A 15,773-nucleotide genomic window follows, 5' to 3' on the forward strand; every position below is an offset into this window, starting at 1 on the left:
ATTATCTATGAATAAGAAACTATTAAGACTTTTAATTAACGTTTGATTAATAGACTGTTTTTTATTAAATGACCTTTTTCATGGGTTTTTTCATGATTTAGTGTTATAATTTGTCCTGGAGTAAATAAAAAAAACAAGGAGCGATTACAATGGAACACGCAAATATTGATCATCAAAAAATTATCGTTGTCGGCAATGGGGCTGTTGGTTCAAGTTATATTTTTGCCCTTGTGACACAAAACATCGCACAAGAAATTGGCATTATTGATATTGATGTAAACAAAGCAGAAGGTGATGCCCTTGATTTATCTCACGCCTTAGCATTCACTTCTCCTAAAAAAATCTATGCTGCAACTTACGCTGACTGTAAAGATGCTGACATAGTCGTTATTACAGCAGGAGCTGCACAAAAACCTGGCGAAACACGTTTAGATTTAGTTAATAAGAACTTAAAAATTTTCAAATCGATTGTTGATGATATCGTTGCTTCAGGATTCAATGGTATTTTCTTAATTGCAACTAATCCTGTTGATATTTTAACTTATGCTACATGGAAATTTTCAGGATTTCCAAAACACAAAGTCATTGGTAGTGGGACTTCTCTTGACTCTGCTCGTTTTAGACAAACCATTGCTGAATTAGTAGACGTGGACGCACGAAATGTGCATGGCTACATTTTAGGTGAACATGGTGATACAGAATTTCCTGTTTGGTCACACGCTAATATTGCCGGATTACAAATCTACGAATGGGTATCAGATCATCCTGAAATTGATGAAGAAGAATTAGTTAACATTTTCTTTAAAGTTCGTGATGCAGCCTATACCATCATTGATAAAAAAGGGGCTACTTTCTATGGTATTGCTGTTGCTTTAGCTCGTATCACTAAAGCGATTCTATACGATGAAAATGCTGTATTACCTTTATCTGTTTACTTAGATGGACAATACGGATTAAATGATATTTACATTGGCGCACCAGCCGTAGTAAATCGCCAAGGAATTAGTCATGTTATCGAACTTCCTTTAACAGACGCAGAACAAGAAAAATTTGATTTATCTGCTGATCGTCTCCAAAAAGTATTGGATGAAGCATTTAAATAAACAACTCTTTCTATATAAGCTATACAAAAGACTAGGATACTTTATTCTGGTCTTTTCTCATTTTACATATGACTCTTTAATGCACTTATATTGTTTTTAGTAAGGAATATGTTACAATAATATTACAGTTTTTATTAGAGGAAGGGGCTTCATATGAAACGTAAGTCGATGTTATTAGTGCCTTTAATCGTGGTACTAATTATTGTTAGTATATACTCGTATTTCGCTATTACTTATCAGAATAAATTTTTGCCAAACACAAAAATTGGTCAAATAGATGTCAGCCAATTATCTAAAAAAGAGGCAGTAAAAAAACTTGAAGCAAATATTCATGAAGACGAATTTATTGTTTTAGATAATAATAAAACTTGGAAATCTATTCCTAAACAACAGCTAGGAATTACGTTTGATGTCAATAAAACAGTGGCAGATACTATCTCAAAACAAAACCCTTGGCTATGGTTTATGAATTACATCAATCAACCAAAAAATGTTCCTGTTTTAATGACTGATTACAATAAAGACGAACTAGCAAAACAATCAACCGCATTAAAAACAGCTTTGACTGACTTTAATAAAGATCGCACGCCAACCAAAAATGCGATGATCGAAATGAAAGATGGCACATTCCAAATCACAAATGAAGTAGCTGGAAATACTATTGATATCGATAACTTTATCACGGCTTTTGAGTCCCATGTCAAAGAAGGTGAAGGATCAATAGAATTAGAATCTTATGTGCAAAAGCCAACTGTTTTATCTACAGATACAAAATTGAAAAAAGAATTAGAAGACATCAACAAGCTAACTGAAGTTAGTGCGACATACCTTATCAATGGTCAAGAGGTCGCAATTCCTAAAGAAACGATTGCTAGTTGGTTAACAACTAACGATAAAGGCGACGTTGATTTAAAGCAAGATCTAGTAAAAGAATACGTGACTCAACTTGGTCAACAATACAATACTAGTACAAATCCTACGAAATTTAATAGTACTAAACGTGGAGAAGTAAGTGTCCCTGCTGGCTCTTATAGCTGGACTATTGCAACAGATAGTGAAACCGAACAGCTAACAGAATTAATTTTATCTGGAAAAGGATTTACTAATCGCGTACCGGCTTATCAAGGAAGTGCTACTCCTGGATCAGCTCTTCTATCAAATACTTACATTGAAGTAGATTTACAAGCCCAACACATGTGGTACTACAAAGATGGAAAAGTTGTTTTAGACACAGCCATTATTTCTGGAAAACCAAGTACACCTACTCCTGCCGGGGTTTTCTACGTTTGGAATAAAAAACGTGATGAAACACTTCGTGGAGAAGATTATGCAAGCCCTGTTGACTATTGGATGCCAATTGATTGGACAGGAGTTGGGATTCATGATTCTCCTTGGCAAAATGCCAATGCTTATGGTGGTACTTCTTATACAACTGTGGGATCGCATGGCTGTATTAACACACCCCCTGATGTGTGTGCTAAATTATTTAACATGATTGATGTCGGTGTTCCTGTAGTTATCTTTTAATGACATAGATAAAGACCAAGCTATCAACTACTTTTAGTTGCATGCTTGGTCTTTTAATTAATCTCAATTTCTACACCTTGAACAAATCCATAATATTCACCATATACATCCACCACATCATCTAGTTTTAAAATGGTATCACTACTATTAATCACTTGATAGTCATACCCCTCATTTTGAATAACAAATCGATCATTCTTTTTAATTTCATTTTCGTTTTGACTATCTGTTTTAATAATTTTACCAGTCATTTTGACATATGTTTTTAAACGAACATCACCATTTTGATACTGTTCATTTGTAAACTCCTGTGCTTTGTCTTTTACTAATGTTTGATTGGATTTATCAAAAGATGTTGTCGTATCTATAGTTTTGTTACTACACCCTGCTAAGCATAATAAGCCACCTACTATGAGTAGTAACCTAATTTTCTTTTTCATCGCTTATTTCACCTCTTGTTTATACAATACTTTACAATTTTTTAAAATAAGAAAAATTAATAAGCTAGGTGTAATAAAAAATCCAAATTGTGGTTTTAAAAACATCAACAAGATTATTAAACCAAACAAAACACTATTTAAAATAGTATACCACCATTTTTTTAATGTGCAGTAAGCAGAGAGCTTTATGATTAAACGATACTTGTGGTCAGGATTTTTCAAACGAAAATAATACGTATTAATCATCAACCCTGTTAATAAAACTGCCAACACAACAAACAATGGAACACCCGCTAAAAACAATTGGTTCATCACGAACATTAAAATATCACTTATTATAATGAATAACATAAGATCATACACCATCCATGACACAACATGCTCTGTAAAATGAGATTTTAAATAAAAGAAATAGTCTTTAAACACAGAAATATCTTTGGTTTCTATCAGTTGATTCACACACCCCATCACTGCTCTAATAGCTGGTCCTAGTGTAATACTAGATACAAAGAATAATACGAGATTCTCTAGTTGAATGGATAAAGCAAAAATAGATATAAAAAGAGGGAGCGTTGTTAAAAAGAAACAAATATTTAACATTAAAAACCAATACACATACTGAAAAATTTTTGCATAAATATTATCCATAAAATTCTCTTTATTCATCACGCTACCTCCTTATTTTAACCTTTCATTCCAGACGTTGCTATTCCTTCAACAAAGTATTTTTGCATAGATAAGAAAACAATGGCTACTGGTAAAATAGATATCACCGATGCTGCCATAATTAACGCATATTCTGCATCATATAATGATACAAACATCTTAAGCCCTAACTGGATTGTTTTATTTTCAGTTGATGTTAAATAAATAAATGGTCCCATATAATCATTCCATGTTGTTACAAATGAAATGATTGTTAAACTAGCTAATGCTGGTTTTGTCAATGGTAAGATAATTTTTCTATAAATTCCCCACTCACTTAATCCATCCATTCTAGCACTCTCACACAACTCATCTGGAATACTTGAATAATATTGTTTTAGTAAAAATACCCCAAATGTTGTAAACGACTGCATCAAAACAAGTGAAATAAGTTTATCAGTCAGCCCTAATTTTCTCATCATGATAAATTGAGGGACCATGTAGACTTGCCAAGGTACAGCAATTGTTCCTATATATGCTAAAAATAGTAAGTCTCGTCCTTTAAAATGCATTTTTGAAAAACCATAAGCTGCAAAACTACTGGTAAATAATTGAATCAATGTAATCACAACACTTAAAAAAATCGTATTTTTCATAAATGTTGCCAACGGGATAGTTGTCCATATTTTAGAATAATTATCCCAGTGAAACTCATTTGGTATCCATTTAATCGGAACAGAAAACACTTCATTATTTTGCTTAAACGAAGAGGATAACATCCAGAAAAACGGAATTAAGACAAAAATAGCTAAAATGAGTAAAACAATAAAGATCACAATTTTACCAATCTTTTCTTTATTGTCATGTTTTTTCTTTAATGAGTTTGCATGTATATTTGCTTCCATTGTGTATCCTCCTTATCTAAGCTTGTTCTTGTTTTTGATTCCATTTGAACTGAATAACCGTAATACTTAATACAATTAAAAATAGAACAAGTGAAATGGCAGAGGCATAACCAAAATTAAATTTAACAAACGCTTCATTATAAATCTGGTATACCAATACATTGGTTGCTCGTCCAGGTCCACCATCTGTCATGACCTGAATCAAATCAAATACCTTAAAACAATTGATAACTAGCATAATCGTTACGAAAAATGTTGTTGGACGTAATGATGGTAATGTTACATTCCAAAATTGTTTCATTTTATTTGCTCCATCCATCGAAGAAGCTTCATACAATTCTTTAGGAATACCTTGAAGTCCTGCTAGGTAGAGAATCATGTAATACCCCATTCCTCGCCATACACTAACAATAACAACAGCAAATAATGCCCATTCTGAACTAGATGTCCAGCCTGGTGGGTTCTCCATAAAAATCTTTAAGACTTGATTGATTGGTCCCATCGTTGGATGAAACAACATATTCCAAACAACTGCAATGGCGACTAATGATGTAACATAAGGGAAGAAAAAGGCGGTTCTAAAAAAACTGATGCCTTTAATTTTTTTATTTAATAACAAAGCTAATCCAATTGAACATATTAATGTTAATGGGACAACACCTATTGTATATAAAAATGTATTTTTTAAAGAGATCCAAAATGTTTCATCTTGTAACATTTTTTGAAAGTTAGCTAATCCAACATATTCTGCTTTATTAAATGAGTCCCATTTCATAAAAGCCAAAATAAATGAAAAGATAACAGGTATTAATGTAAAGATAAAAAATCCAATAAAGTTTGGTAAAATAAATGACCAAGCCGTAATAGTATTCTTACGTTTTAATCTTTTCTTTTCTTTTTTTGAATGTAGAGATGGTTCAATCCGTTCACTCATCACTAAAACCTCCAATCTGATTGAGAAGGGCTCCTTAATATACCATTAAAGAGCCACAACCAATTCATTACTATTCGACTTCTTGTTTCACACGTTTTTCCATATTAGCAATTCCTTTTGCTGGTGTTTCATCACCAACCATGATTAATTCATGTTCTTCATTTAAAATTTGATTGACAATTGAAGCATTTTTGCTTGGTAACAATTCAAAATCACTCACATCAGGTTTTAAAGTTGCTTTTGATACATCATCTTGAGGCATACCTTCTAAACCTAATAATGTGTCAATAATTTCATCTGATTGATAAGCTGTTGTCATACCAATTTTAGATACAGCAAGAGCGCCTTCTTTTCCAGAACAAAATTCAACAAATTCTTTTGCTAATTCTTTGTTCTCAGACTGTTTGCTGACACCAAAACCTGTTGGGCCACCATAAGTAATCACTTCACCTTTTTTCGGTTGTGGTAATTGTGTAATAGCCCAATCAACGTTTGTTTCCCCAGCAGCTTTTGTTTTAATTAATTTTCCTAAGTAGAAACTTCCCATTGGCATCATAGCTGTTTGTTCTGTTTCAAATACTGAAGAATAAGTTGTTTTAGTTGATTTGATGGTAGCGTAATCCATTGCATACCCTTCATCTTGTAGTTTCAAGAAACGATTATAGTAATCTTCAAAGTAACCATATTTGCCATCTAAGTTGTTATTGCCTGTTTGAACGGCAGCCGTTGCTTGAACTAATCCATTCCAAGAATGTAAGTAAGATCCATACACTTTTTTACCATCTTTTTCCGTAGTTAATTTTTTAGCTAGTTCTTCATATTCATCCCAAGTTAAGTTGTCAGGATACTCGATACCAGCATCATCAAACATTTTTTTGTTATAATAAACAAAATACATATCTTTTCTGAACGGCATAGCAAAGTATTTATCTTCATCTGTTTTATAGCTATCTAAATTTCCTTTATAGTTATCTTTATCATCCACATTTTCAACAATACTTGTTAAGTCTTCTAATTGTCCTTTATTAGCATAATTTGTGTAACTACCTACATCCTTCATCCCTAATACATCTGTTTTATCTCCACCAGATAACATGGTTGTAATTTTATTTTCATAATCTTCCGCTGCAATATCAACTACCTTAATTTTTACATCTTTATGAGAGGCTTCAAATGCATCAAACATTGCTTTAAACTCTGGATTCGAATCATATCCCCAAACTGAAACAGATAATTCTGTTTTTCCCTCAGATGTTGTTTTTTTACTTTCTTCTTTTGTATTACTTGAACAGCCCGTCAATACTAATGCACCTAATAACCCAGTTGCTACTAACATTTTCGTCATTTTTTTCATTTTTGACACTCCTTCTTCTCTCTTGTTTTGACTCGTTTATTACCAATAAGAATTCCATACTTGCCCAGCTCTTGTTAACGCTTCCAAATAAAAGTAATCTCCCCAAATCATACACTCATTGACCCCCCTATTTTCAGGATAACTATATACCCCTTCTATCAATAAGCCATTTGATTCAGGATACGCTTCTGTCGTATAAGTTGTGGCTAGATTTTGAATAATATTCACAGCGACAGACTCGTATTCTCTTTTTTTATCGGATAAAACAGGTAAATATTTAGCTAACTCAAGTAAGCCACATGCAGCAATTGCCGCAGCTGATGTATCTCGAGGTTGATTGCTGCCTTCGCCAAAAACCAAATCCCAATAACACACATAATCTGCAGGAAGCTTACTAATAAAATAGTCGGCTACCTCACAGGCTGATTGGATAAAGGATGCATCACCTGTGTATCTATAACTTAAAGCAAAGCCATAGATTCCCCAAGCTTGCCCTCTTGACCAACAAGAATCATCTGAATAACCTTGAGCTGTTTCACCCTTTATTGCTTCACCACTTACTTTATCAAAAAAGTAAGTATGATACGTGGTGCTATCTTCTCGGAGAATGTATTTTTGTGTTTGTTTGGCATGACGGTAAGCCGCTTGATAATACTTATCTTCTCCTGTCACATTTGAGGCAAAGTATAAAAGCGGAATATTCATTAAACAATCAATAATCATTCGTCCACTTTCTTTTTTATCCTCTAAATCTCCCCAAGCCTGGATAATACCAGATGCTTCATTGAATCGTGTCATCAATCGATTGGCTGCTTTTATCGCCATTTTTTTTGATTGATTTGACCCAGTTACTTTGTAATCAGCTACAGCTGATAAAATATAAAGAAATCCAATGTCATGATGATCTAATTCAATGTCATAATCCAATCTTTTCTTAAATTCATTTAATTGTGTTTCTATAAGTGCATCATATTTCTTTGAACCACTTAATTCTTTTGCTAGAAATAACTCCCCTATCCAAAAACTAGACGTCCATTCTTGATTATGATCCTCTGGGTAAATTAATTTAGTGGATGCTGCGTCTGGCATAGTTGTTATAAACTTGGTCGCATTTTCATCAATCTTTTTTAACACAAATTCTTTTTGTCTTTCTAACCAGTATTGTTGTATCAATTGATTCCCCCCTTTCCTATAACTTAATTTGTTTTCTGCTTTCCCCCTGTACTAACGTTAATATATTACCATCAACCACTACTGTCGGTTGAGTTAACCACTGTTCATCTCCACTTGCAATACCACCTACTAAACTGATTAAACGATGCTTCCCAGCTTTTAATTTGGTTTTACTTGATGGATGTCCACTATGTTTAAAAAATAAATTGGTATTGGGTTCATTAACCGTATACTCTACTTCTTCAAAACCAATAATAGGCGTAAGTAAACTTGTTCCTATACTTGATTCACAAATTAGCCCATGATCATTTTCAAAACATGTTGTATCTGACACAGGCGTTGAAAACCCTCCTTCTCGAACAATGAGTGAACGACGTGTTTCAATGTCATGCACCCTAACATGCCATCCATTCATTGGAATGACTATTGTTGTCACACAGACATCTTTCCAAGGTTTCCACACACTTCTTACATAATCTTCTGTCACATCAAATGACTCTGTTTTAAATTTTGTGCGGTAATAACTGTCATCTTCTGATAAAGCCAGACAATTATCAAATCCACCTTGGCTATAAAATAAATTCCCTTTTGAAACACTAAAGCCAAATACCGTAGAATAAACTAATTTACTATATTTTGCTTCAATATGAGCTTGATTTGGTTCCAGCTGACCACTAACAAACGCTTGAACTTGATTTGGTGAATTTTGCATTAACATTCGTGCTTCTGGGATAAGGTATGTTTTTTCTGTTGATTTCTTACTAAGGGATTCACTTTCCCAAAATGGGTGTTTTTCATCAACAGCTAATAATAAAAATGTTTTAAACGCCCAATATGGTGAACCTGCACCATTATAACCTTCTGCCATGACTAAATTTTCATAATGATAACCAATTGTTAATCGACCATCTCTTAAAAAGATGTCATGCTCACACCACCTTGTCATGTTTCTTTCAATAATACCTCTGATTTCTCCCCAAGGTAGGGCTTCAACGTCTGCAAATACTAACGCTGACCAAAAGGCGCTTTGCGCAAAGCGATAGGTTAAACTTCTACCAAAAGGAATCGCTTCACCATTTGCATCAAACCAGTATTGAAAACTTTTCGCAAATTCTTTAGCTCGTTTTTTGAACAAAAGAACACGTTCTATATCATCATCTTCCATGAACTTGCAATAAATTAATGAGTAATAATGAATAGCAAATGAAATATAATAATCCATTTGAGTTTCTCGTCCATCATAATACCAGCCATTTCCAATATAAAATTCTTCAATTAGTTTAAAATCTTGGTCCATCATTTCTTGGCTATATTTCCGCCCAAGTTTTTTAAAGCAAACATTCACTAATATTCTAAAAAATAACCAATTATTCTTTGGTGTTTTTCGGTTATTAACTGTGTTTAACCAATTAAATACATTATCTTGTTCCTTGGACGTTAATAATTCCCAAAGAGATGGATTTAACAATAGAAGTGTACTCAATGATGCCATCTCAACAATTAGTTGATCATAATTTTGAGGTGTTCCCCAATAATTTTCATTACTAGGATTTGTTCCTTCTTTTAGACCAGATAATATTATTTCAATTAATTTTTCATCCTTATTTTGAACAAGTAGTGGGCCAACTCCCCAAAGAATCCGTAAAAACCCTTCTACTTCTCTGGTACTTTGAGAATAAACTGTTCCACTTGTTCCTTGTCCAATTAATAATTTTCCAGGAGTATCTTGATTGTAATAAGATTCTAACGGTTTAATCATTTTATAAAGTGACTCGATATAATCTTGTCTTGTTTTAAAAGCATACACCATTTTTTACACCTCTTACTTTTTTAGTAAAAAATAAAAATATAATAACAAATCCATTCATAAAGCGTTTACAAGATTATTGTAACTAATTTTTTTTAGTAAATCAACTACTTTTTTAGTAAAATTTTTACTTTTTTGCTTACTTTTTTTATAAACATGCGTTACACTGTACATGTAAGTGTTTTATCAGATGAGAGGAATGATGTTATGGCAACTATTTCAGATATTGCAAAAAAAACAAATTTATCAATCAGTACTATTTCCAGAGTACTAAATTATGATACAACCCTTTCTGTGACTGATGAGACAAAACGAAGGGTCTTTGAAGCTGCTGAACAATTAAATTACCAAAAACATACTAAAAAATTTGATAAGAGAAAAAAAGAGACACTGACTAAATCTATTTTAATTTTACAGTGGCTCGATACTAAAGAAGAATTAGAGGATATTTATTATATGTCTATTCGTATTGGTGTCGAAAAACGAGCGGAAGAGCTAGGGATGAATATTATTAAAACCTCACAAGTTGATGACACCTTAGCTGATAATGTCCATGGTGTTATTGCTATTGGAAAATTCGATGCCTCTATTATTAAAAAAATTAGTCAACTACATAAAAATGTTTGCTTTATCGGGACCAATTACCCGCTCAGAGAATTTGATTCTGTTAATGGAGATTTTGCCCTTGCCACAGAACTTGCTATTGATCATTTAATTGAATTAGGACATAAAAATATTGGCTTTATCGGTGTTGAGGAAAAGAAAAATTTATATGGCCATAGACAATACAAAGCGCCCACTACCTATACCTTTGTTGATTATATGAGCTCCTTGCAATTATTTAATGATGATTTTTTCTTTTTTATTCACTCAGATCATCATTCGACGCAATTAGGGGAATTACTTATCCAACAAGCAATTGATTCATTAGATGGACGCCTTCCTTCAGCGTTTGTTGTATCTCATGATGCAATGGCCGTTGGTGTCATTAAAAAATTAACGGAAAAAGGATTTAATGTACCAAATGATATCAGTATTGTTAGCATCAATGATATTGCTGTAGCTCCTTTTGTATCACCTGCTTTAACAACCGTCAAAATTTATACTGAAGCAATGGGGGAATCGGCGGTTGATTTAATCTCTGATCGAATTGATGGAGAAAAAATTGCTAGACGAGTTATGTTAGCTCCTCGATTAATTGTTAGGGAATCGACAGGAAAAGCAAACTAAAAAGAACAACTTGTTGAGAAAGACAACAAGTTGTTCTTTTATACTATTATATATGTCATTTGAGATAAACAATACATGTACTCCCAAAGAATAAGAAACGCTTACTCTTCCAACAACGTCACTTCAAATTTAAAATCTCCTTTTATTTCTTCAACTACTAGTGTCATTGTATTAGGCACTGTACTACTTGTTAATGGAAAATTGACCCGAACTGTTTTATTATTATTTTCCAAACTATACTGATTAGTTTTATACTTACGCCCTGTTTCGTCTTGTATATAACTATTTAATAACTCCATGTCACTCACACTCATCTCTTTATTAAACTCATATTCAATGACAAAATTGCTTTGAGTTAATGTAGCATGCTTAATGGTGATATCGTCAGACTCTTTTTCAACAGTATAATGTTTTACCTTATCAGCTATTTGGGGATTTCCATCTTTTAAAGGAATACTCCACTTACCAACTACTTCGACATTCTCATTAGGGAAAAATATTTTTGTAATTTCTAACGTGGCATTTTTCAATACAGGTAATTTTTCAGCATTCGGTTCACGTAAGAAATAATAAAATCCCGATTTTAGTGCTTTCCCATCAGAACTAACAGATACATCTGTATGTTGTAAATAGATTAAATCTGTATAATCTGTTTTTTCTTGTACCTCTTCATTTTCTACTATAATTTTACTACCATCTCCATTTTTTATAGTATAGTCAAACCATACTTGCGAATCCTTAGAAAAAGTCATATTACCTGTGCTTTTTAATGTAAAATCAAATCCCAAACTATAAGGTGTCGACATATTTTTTTCCACTATAATTTCCAAATTTTTATCTGACTGCTTGGTGCCATTACTCAAAAAAACATCGTCACCTAAAGACTGTTTCCATTGATGGGAAAAACCAAACCATTCATTCAACGTTGCGAGTACTGTCTCATTTTGCCATAATACAATACCAACCAGTGCTGCCATACTAACAACGGTTATATTTTTTATCCATTTTCTTGGGGACTTGGATATTTTTTTTCCTTGAATGAGTTGAGAATATGTTTCATCCAGTACTGCTCTTGTTTTGTCAGGCATATTACAATCCTGAGTACCCCATTTTTCTAAATCTTTTTCTATATTATAGCCCATAAACAACACCCTCACTTTCATCAGATAAATTCTTTTCCAGTAGTTGCTTTCCACGTCTTAGTTGCGTTTTAACAGTGTTTTCTGATAGATCTAATATTTGACTAATTTCCTTTATGCTATATCCAGAATAATAAAATAACGTTATAGGGACACGATATTTAATATCCAAACAGCTCACCAGTTCTTGAAAATCTAATCCTTCTAGGTAGTTTATCTCTCCAACTTCTCCTTCAGATAACATGCTATACTTTTTCTCTTTATCAATAATGGCGTAGCATTCGTTTATTAAAATACGACATAACCAAGTGTTAAAATATTGATTCTTTCTCAAATTCGTTATCTGTTCAAATCCTTTTAAAAATGTATTTTGTAGAGCATCTGCAACGTATTCTTCATTTATCAAAATCCTCTTAGCCGTCCCATATAGTACTTTTTCATATTCTTTTAAAAGTAAAACAAAAGACTCACTATCTCCAGCTTTCGCTTTTTTAACTAACATTAATGATTTTTTATCCATAGCTAACCTCCTTTTTGTTTATACCAATTAGAGAAATTTAATGGTTAAAAAGTTTCATAGACAAAAAAATAGTCAAAAAACTAATTCATTTTAAGAACAAGCTTATTGACTTTAATATCTTCATTATTCTATATGACATCATTACTCCACATTAGACCAATTGATGTTCTAACATCTATACTAAAATTTCTTCCTACCTTGTATGATATACTTTTTAAAAAGGAGTGATTTATAAAATATTGAGTAAAAATTTCCTAATCAATAGTTTTGTTTTCACAATGATTATTATTTATTATCTTAACATTTTTACTAAAGGACGTGTTGATACATTATTCGAATTAGATTCTGACAAAATACTAAAACAACATCAAATCTATCGTCTAGTTACATTTAGCTTCTTGCATGGTGGACTCCTTCATTTAGTAGGAAACATCTTAATCATCAGAAATGTTATTTATCCTTTTTTCCAGGATAAATTTTCTTTCTCTGCTTTTTTGGGTGTCTTTATTCTTAGTACAATTATGACAGGCATAGCTCTTATTAGCTACTATTCTAAAAATGCTTTTACTTTTGTCGGATCATCTGTTGGATTCTATGCCTTTTTTGGATTGATGGTTATTTTTTATATTAATAAAGGATGGGACTATTTCAGCCTAGCTATCACTCAGCAACCTATATACAATAACGGCTTAGTTTGGTCAATTGTTATTTTCTTTTTAGGGAGCTTTATCACATCTTATTGGGAAAATTTCAAACAATTCTCTGGTTTATTTGCACATAACATCAGCTTTTTAATAGGGATTATTATTGGTATTTTAATAAAGTTTGGTGATTAATTTGTTCATTTATACCACCATATTATTCTTGAGACTTTCTATATTATTTTTATCGAATAGCCATGATGCCATTCACTTTTAAGAAGGTAAAAATATACGATAACCAAACGATTCATTTCTTATTATTTTACTATCATCTACACAAAAAATATAACCATTAATAAACAAAGATGTTTACTAGTGTCCGTATTTATTTTATAATAATTATTATTAAGGTTCGTTTTTTGAATTGATAACTAAATATAGAAAGTTTGGTGAAATAAATGAAAAAGATTGGGAAAATACTTATGGTATTCGTTATCACTATAAGTTCTATATTGCCCAGTTATTTTACAGTGAATGCGCAAAGTAATATCAATAAAGGCTCGTCAAAAACAACAGTCAACGTTACCACTACTAATGCCTCCAATTCACAAGCAGGTACTTTAGAAACTCTAATCAAATTTAATGGTGAAGTCAATAAGGATGACGTAATTACATTAACGTATACTGCAGAAGAACCCTACAATGAAGAAATATTCCAAAAATTTGTCGATAGTATTATATTTAATGACAGTACAAATATATTTACTCATGAAAAATCAATAGTGGATAACAAACTAACTATCACCTTAACACCGAAATATGATGGTTTAGATTCACCAAACATGAGTATTGGGTTTTCAAGAGAAACTTATCACAACAATCTAGATAAAGAAAACTGTGAATTTAATATAAATAATTCATACACTTATAAAAATATAACGCACGATACTGATACCATACTGGTTAATTCTATATACGTTGATCCTAATGTGCCAATTCCCGTATATACTGGAATTGATGGGCCTAACTCTCCTTTAGCTGACAAGACATGTATTGGGTTTGAAGATTTAGCTAAAAACCTTACTAATAATACTCTTTTTAACGACCCCTTCATCTATATAAGAAACAGCCAAGAAGGAATTTTTATTCCACAATATGTGATTCGTTATGATTTAATTGATCCTAAATATGTTCCTGAAAAAATTAGAGTAACTTTTAAAACTGAAGGACCAGGTAAAATCGAATGGGATAATATCTATCTATATAGCTTAAATCGAACAAACGGGAATGAAAATACTAAAAAAATCACTCTAACCGAAGAAAACGGATCTTACTTTTATGAAATTGATACAGGTAATCTTATCGGTAACACAAAAGAAGAGTTGTTTGCTTTTGGCATGAAGGTTGACAACTTAGATTTTGACAATCCAACAACTTTATTCTATCATGCAGAATTATTTGATGAAAACGGCTCAATAATATATTCTAATAAAGACAAACCCGTCATGAATGCCATTACTTATGCTACATCCACTGGAACTGGATGGCTACCTAACCTTAATATAAGAGATGATTTTTCTATCTTAATTGGTGAAGAACCTGATTATAGGCTAGATCTTTACGCTTTTGATCCTCAACCAGACGGCTCAAAAAAAGATATAACTTCGAAAGTTCAAATTGATGATAGCAAGGTCGATCTTACTACAGCTGGAAAATATCCTGTAATATATACGGTGAGTGATGACGATGGAAACGTGGTGACTAAATCATTAATACTAACAGTCATTGATAGCCGAATAACGATTAATTATATTGATGAGGAAAGTGGAAGTATTCTACAATCTACGGTACTCGATTCTAAAAAATCAGGTACATATTTTTCCGTAGATTCACCAAGTATTACAGATTACACCATTGTTGACCCTGACCAATCAGTAGTTAAAGGAAGTTATACTAACGAACCTCAAATTATAAATGTGCCATACAAAAAACATGAGGGAAAAGTTATTATCAAATACGTTGATGAAGATGGAAACGAGATTGAAGATAGTGACTCAATATCTGGATTGATTGGTTCATATTACAAAACTACCCCTATTAAAATTAATGGTTATATGGTCACAGAAACACCGAGTAATTTTGAAGGAACTTACACAGAAGAAGATATCATCGTAACCTATGTATATAAAGCAATTGTTCCTAATCCGCCTATACAAAATGATGGAAATGTCATTATCAAATATGTTGATGAAGATGGGAATGAGATTAAAACTAGCAGTTCAATATCTGGGCCAATCGGTTCCAAATATCAAACTGTTCCAGCCTTAATCGGGGGGTATACACTGAAAGAAACGC

Annotated in this window: 14 protein-coding genes; 5 read left to right on the plus strand and 9 right to left on the minus strand. The window is 32.3% G+C overall.

Going from position 1 to position 15,773, the window contains the following annotated elements:
- Positions 1 to 149: 149 nt before the first annotated feature.
- Both CBF36_RS09945 and CBF36_RS09950 read left to right on the plus strand, forming a co-directional pair.
- Positions 150 to 1,103 carry an L-lactate dehydrogenase gene (locus CBF36_RS09945; RefSeq protein ID WP_125958280.1) on the plus strand — a complete coding sequence of 318 codons (954 nt, stop codon included), beginning with the start codon at positions 150 to 152 and terminating at the stop codon, positions 1,101 to 1,103.
- A 153-nt stretch (positions 1,104 to 1,256) separates the two neighbouring features.
- Positions 1,257 to 2,630 carry a L,D-transpeptidase family protein gene (locus CBF36_RS09950; protein WP_125958281.1) on the plus strand — a complete coding sequence of 458 codons (1,374 nt, stop codon included), beginning with the start codon at positions 1,257 to 1,259 and terminating at the stop codon, positions 2,628 to 2,630.
- 53 nt (positions 2,631 to 2,683) lie between these two features.
- On the opposite strand, the gene CBF36_RS09955 is transcribed toward CBF36_RS09950, so the two are convergent.
- From CBF36_RS09955 to CBF36_RS09985, 7 genes are all read right to left on the minus strand, one after another.
- Entirely contained in the window at positions 2,684 to 3,070 is a 387-nt protein-coding gene (locus CBF36_RS09955) for a hypothetical protein (protein ID WP_125958282.1), read from the minus strand.
- 3 nt (positions 3,071 to 3,073) lie between these two features.
- A complete protein-coding gene (locus CBF36_RS09960) occupies positions 3,074 to 3,736 on the minus strand; it encodes a DUF624 domain-containing protein (RefSeq protein WP_125958283.1) in 663 nt (220 codons plus the stop codon).
- Between the two features lie 17 nt (positions 3,737 to 3,753).
- Positions 3,754 to 4,494 (minus strand): carbohydrate ABC transporter permease, encoded by a 741-nt coding sequence (locus CBF36_RS09965; RefSeq protein ID WP_416340702.1) that lies wholly within the window; start codon positions 4,492 to 4,494, stop codon positions 3,754 to 3,756.
- A 142-nt stretch (positions 4,495 to 4,636) separates the two neighbouring features.
- On the minus strand, positions 4,637 to 5,554 hold the full coding sequence (locus CBF36_RS09970; protein WP_125958285.1) for a carbohydrate ABC transporter permease: 918 nt from the start codon (positions 5,552 to 5,554) through the stop codon (positions 4,637 to 4,639).
- A gap of 70 nt (positions 5,555 to 5,624) precedes the next feature.
- The gene (locus CBF36_RS09975; protein ID WP_125958286.1) at positions 5,625 to 6,908 is read right to left on the minus strand and encodes an ABC transporter substrate-binding protein; all 1,284 of its coding nucleotides are present in this window, start codon (positions 6,906 to 6,908) and stop codon (positions 5,625 to 5,627) included.
- A gap of 39 nt (positions 6,909 to 6,947) precedes the next feature.
- Complete coding sequence (locus CBF36_RS09980; protein ID WP_125958287.1) at positions 6,948 to 8,081, minus strand: glycoside hydrolase family 88 protein; 1,134 nt, start codon at positions 8,079 to 8,081, stop codon at positions 6,948 to 6,950.
- Between the two features lie 16 nt (positions 8,082 to 8,097).
- Positions 8,098 to 9,891 (minus strand): DUF2264 domain-containing protein, encoded by a 1,794-nt coding sequence (locus tag CBF36_RS09985; protein WP_125958288.1) that lies wholly within the window; start codon positions 9,889 to 9,891, stop codon positions 8,098 to 8,100.
- Positions 9,892 to 10,095: 204 nt separating this feature from the next.
- Here CBF36_RS09985 and CBF36_RS09990 point away from each other — a divergent pair, with 204 nt between their 5' ends.
- Entirely contained in the window at positions 10,096 to 11,118 is a 1,023-nt protein-coding gene (locus CBF36_RS09990; RefSeq protein ID WP_125958289.1) for a LacI family DNA-binding transcriptional regulator, read from the plus strand.
- Between the two features lie 101 nt (positions 11,119 to 11,219).
- Here CBF36_RS09990 and CBF36_RS09995 read toward each other — a convergent pair whose 3' ends face one another.
- Both CBF36_RS09995 and CBF36_RS10000 read right to left on the minus strand, forming a co-directional pair.
- The gene (locus CBF36_RS09995) at positions 11,220 to 12,260 is read right to left on the minus strand and encodes a hypothetical protein (RefSeq protein WP_125958290.1); all 1,041 of its coding nucleotides are present in this window, start codon (positions 12,258 to 12,260) and stop codon (positions 11,220 to 11,222) included.
- The gene (locus CBF36_RS10000; protein WP_125958291.1) at positions 12,250 to 12,777 is read right to left on the minus strand and encodes a sigma-70 family RNA polymerase sigma factor; all 528 of its coding nucleotides are present in this window, start codon (positions 12,775 to 12,777) and stop codon (positions 12,250 to 12,252) included. Before CBF36_RS10000 ends, CBF36_RS09995 begins: the two co-directional genes overlap by 11 nt.
- Positions 12,778 to 13,016: 239 nt before the next feature.
- Here CBF36_RS10000 and CBF36_RS10005 point away from each other — a divergent pair, with 239 nt between their 5' ends.
- Positions 13,017 to 13,613 (plus strand): rhomboid family intramembrane serine protease, encoded by a 597-nt coding sequence (locus CBF36_RS10005; RefSeq protein WP_125958292.1) that lies wholly within the window; start codon positions 13,017 to 13,019, stop codon positions 13,611 to 13,613.
- Positions 13,614 to 13,876: 263 nt separating this feature from the next.
- Positions 13,877 to 15,773: MucBP domain-containing protein (locus CBF36_RS10010; protein WP_125958293.1), on the plus strand; the 1,897-nt coding region annotated here is incomplete at its 3' end.

The sequence above is a fragment of the Vagococcus bubulae genome (genome assembly GCF_003950315.1).
Taxonomy (GTDB): domain Bacteria; phylum Bacillota; class Bacilli; order Lactobacillales; family Vagococcaceae; genus Vagococcus; species Vagococcus bubulae.

What these genes read in the sequence shown, in the direction of transcription:
- CBF36_RS09945 (WP_125958280.1), top strand. Translation starts at nt 150, where the DNA reads ATGGAACACGCAAATATTGATCATCAAAAAATTATCGTTGTCGGCAAT.
- CBF36_RS09950 (WP_125958281.1), top strand. Translation starts at nt 1,257, where the DNA reads ATGAAACGTAAGTCGATGTTATTAGTGCCTTTAATCGTGGTACTAATT.
- CBF36_RS09955 (WP_125958282.1), bottom strand. Translation starts at nt 3,070, where the DNA reads ATGAAAAAGAAAATTAGGTTACTACTCATAGTAGGTGGCTTATTATGC.
- CBF36_RS09960 (WP_125958283.1), bottom strand. Translation starts at nt 3,736, where the DNA reads ATGAATAAAGAGAATTTTATGGATAATATTTATGCAAAAATTTTTCAG.
- CBF36_RS09965 (WP_416340702.1), bottom strand. Translation starts at nt 4,494, where the DNA reads ATGTTATCCTCTTCGTTTAAGCAAAATAATGAAGTGTTTTCTGTTCCG.
- CBF36_RS09970 (WP_125958285.1), bottom strand. Translation starts at nt 5,554, where the DNA reads ATGAGTGAACGGATTGAACCATCTCTACATTCAAAAAAAGAAAAGAAA.
- CBF36_RS09975 (WP_125958286.1), bottom strand. Translation starts at nt 6,908, where the DNA reads ATGAAAAAAATGACGAAAATGTTAGTAGCAACTGGGTTATTAGGTGCA.
- CBF36_RS09985 (WP_125958288.1), bottom strand. Translation starts at nt 9,891, where the DNA reads ATGGTGTATGCTTTTAAAACAAGACAAGATTATATCGAGTCACTTTAT.
- CBF36_RS09990 (WP_125958289.1), top strand. Translation starts at nt 10,096, where the DNA reads ATGGCAACTATTTCAGATATTGCAAAAAAAACAAATTTATCAATCAGT.
- CBF36_RS09995 (WP_125958290.1), bottom strand. Translation starts at nt 12,260, where the DNA reads ATGGGCTATAATATAGAAAAAGATTTAGAAAAATGGGGTACTCAGGAT.
- CBF36_RS10000 (WP_125958291.1), bottom strand. Translation starts at nt 12,777, where the DNA reads ATGGATAAAAAATCATTAATGTTAGTTAAAAAAGCGAAAGCTGGAGAT.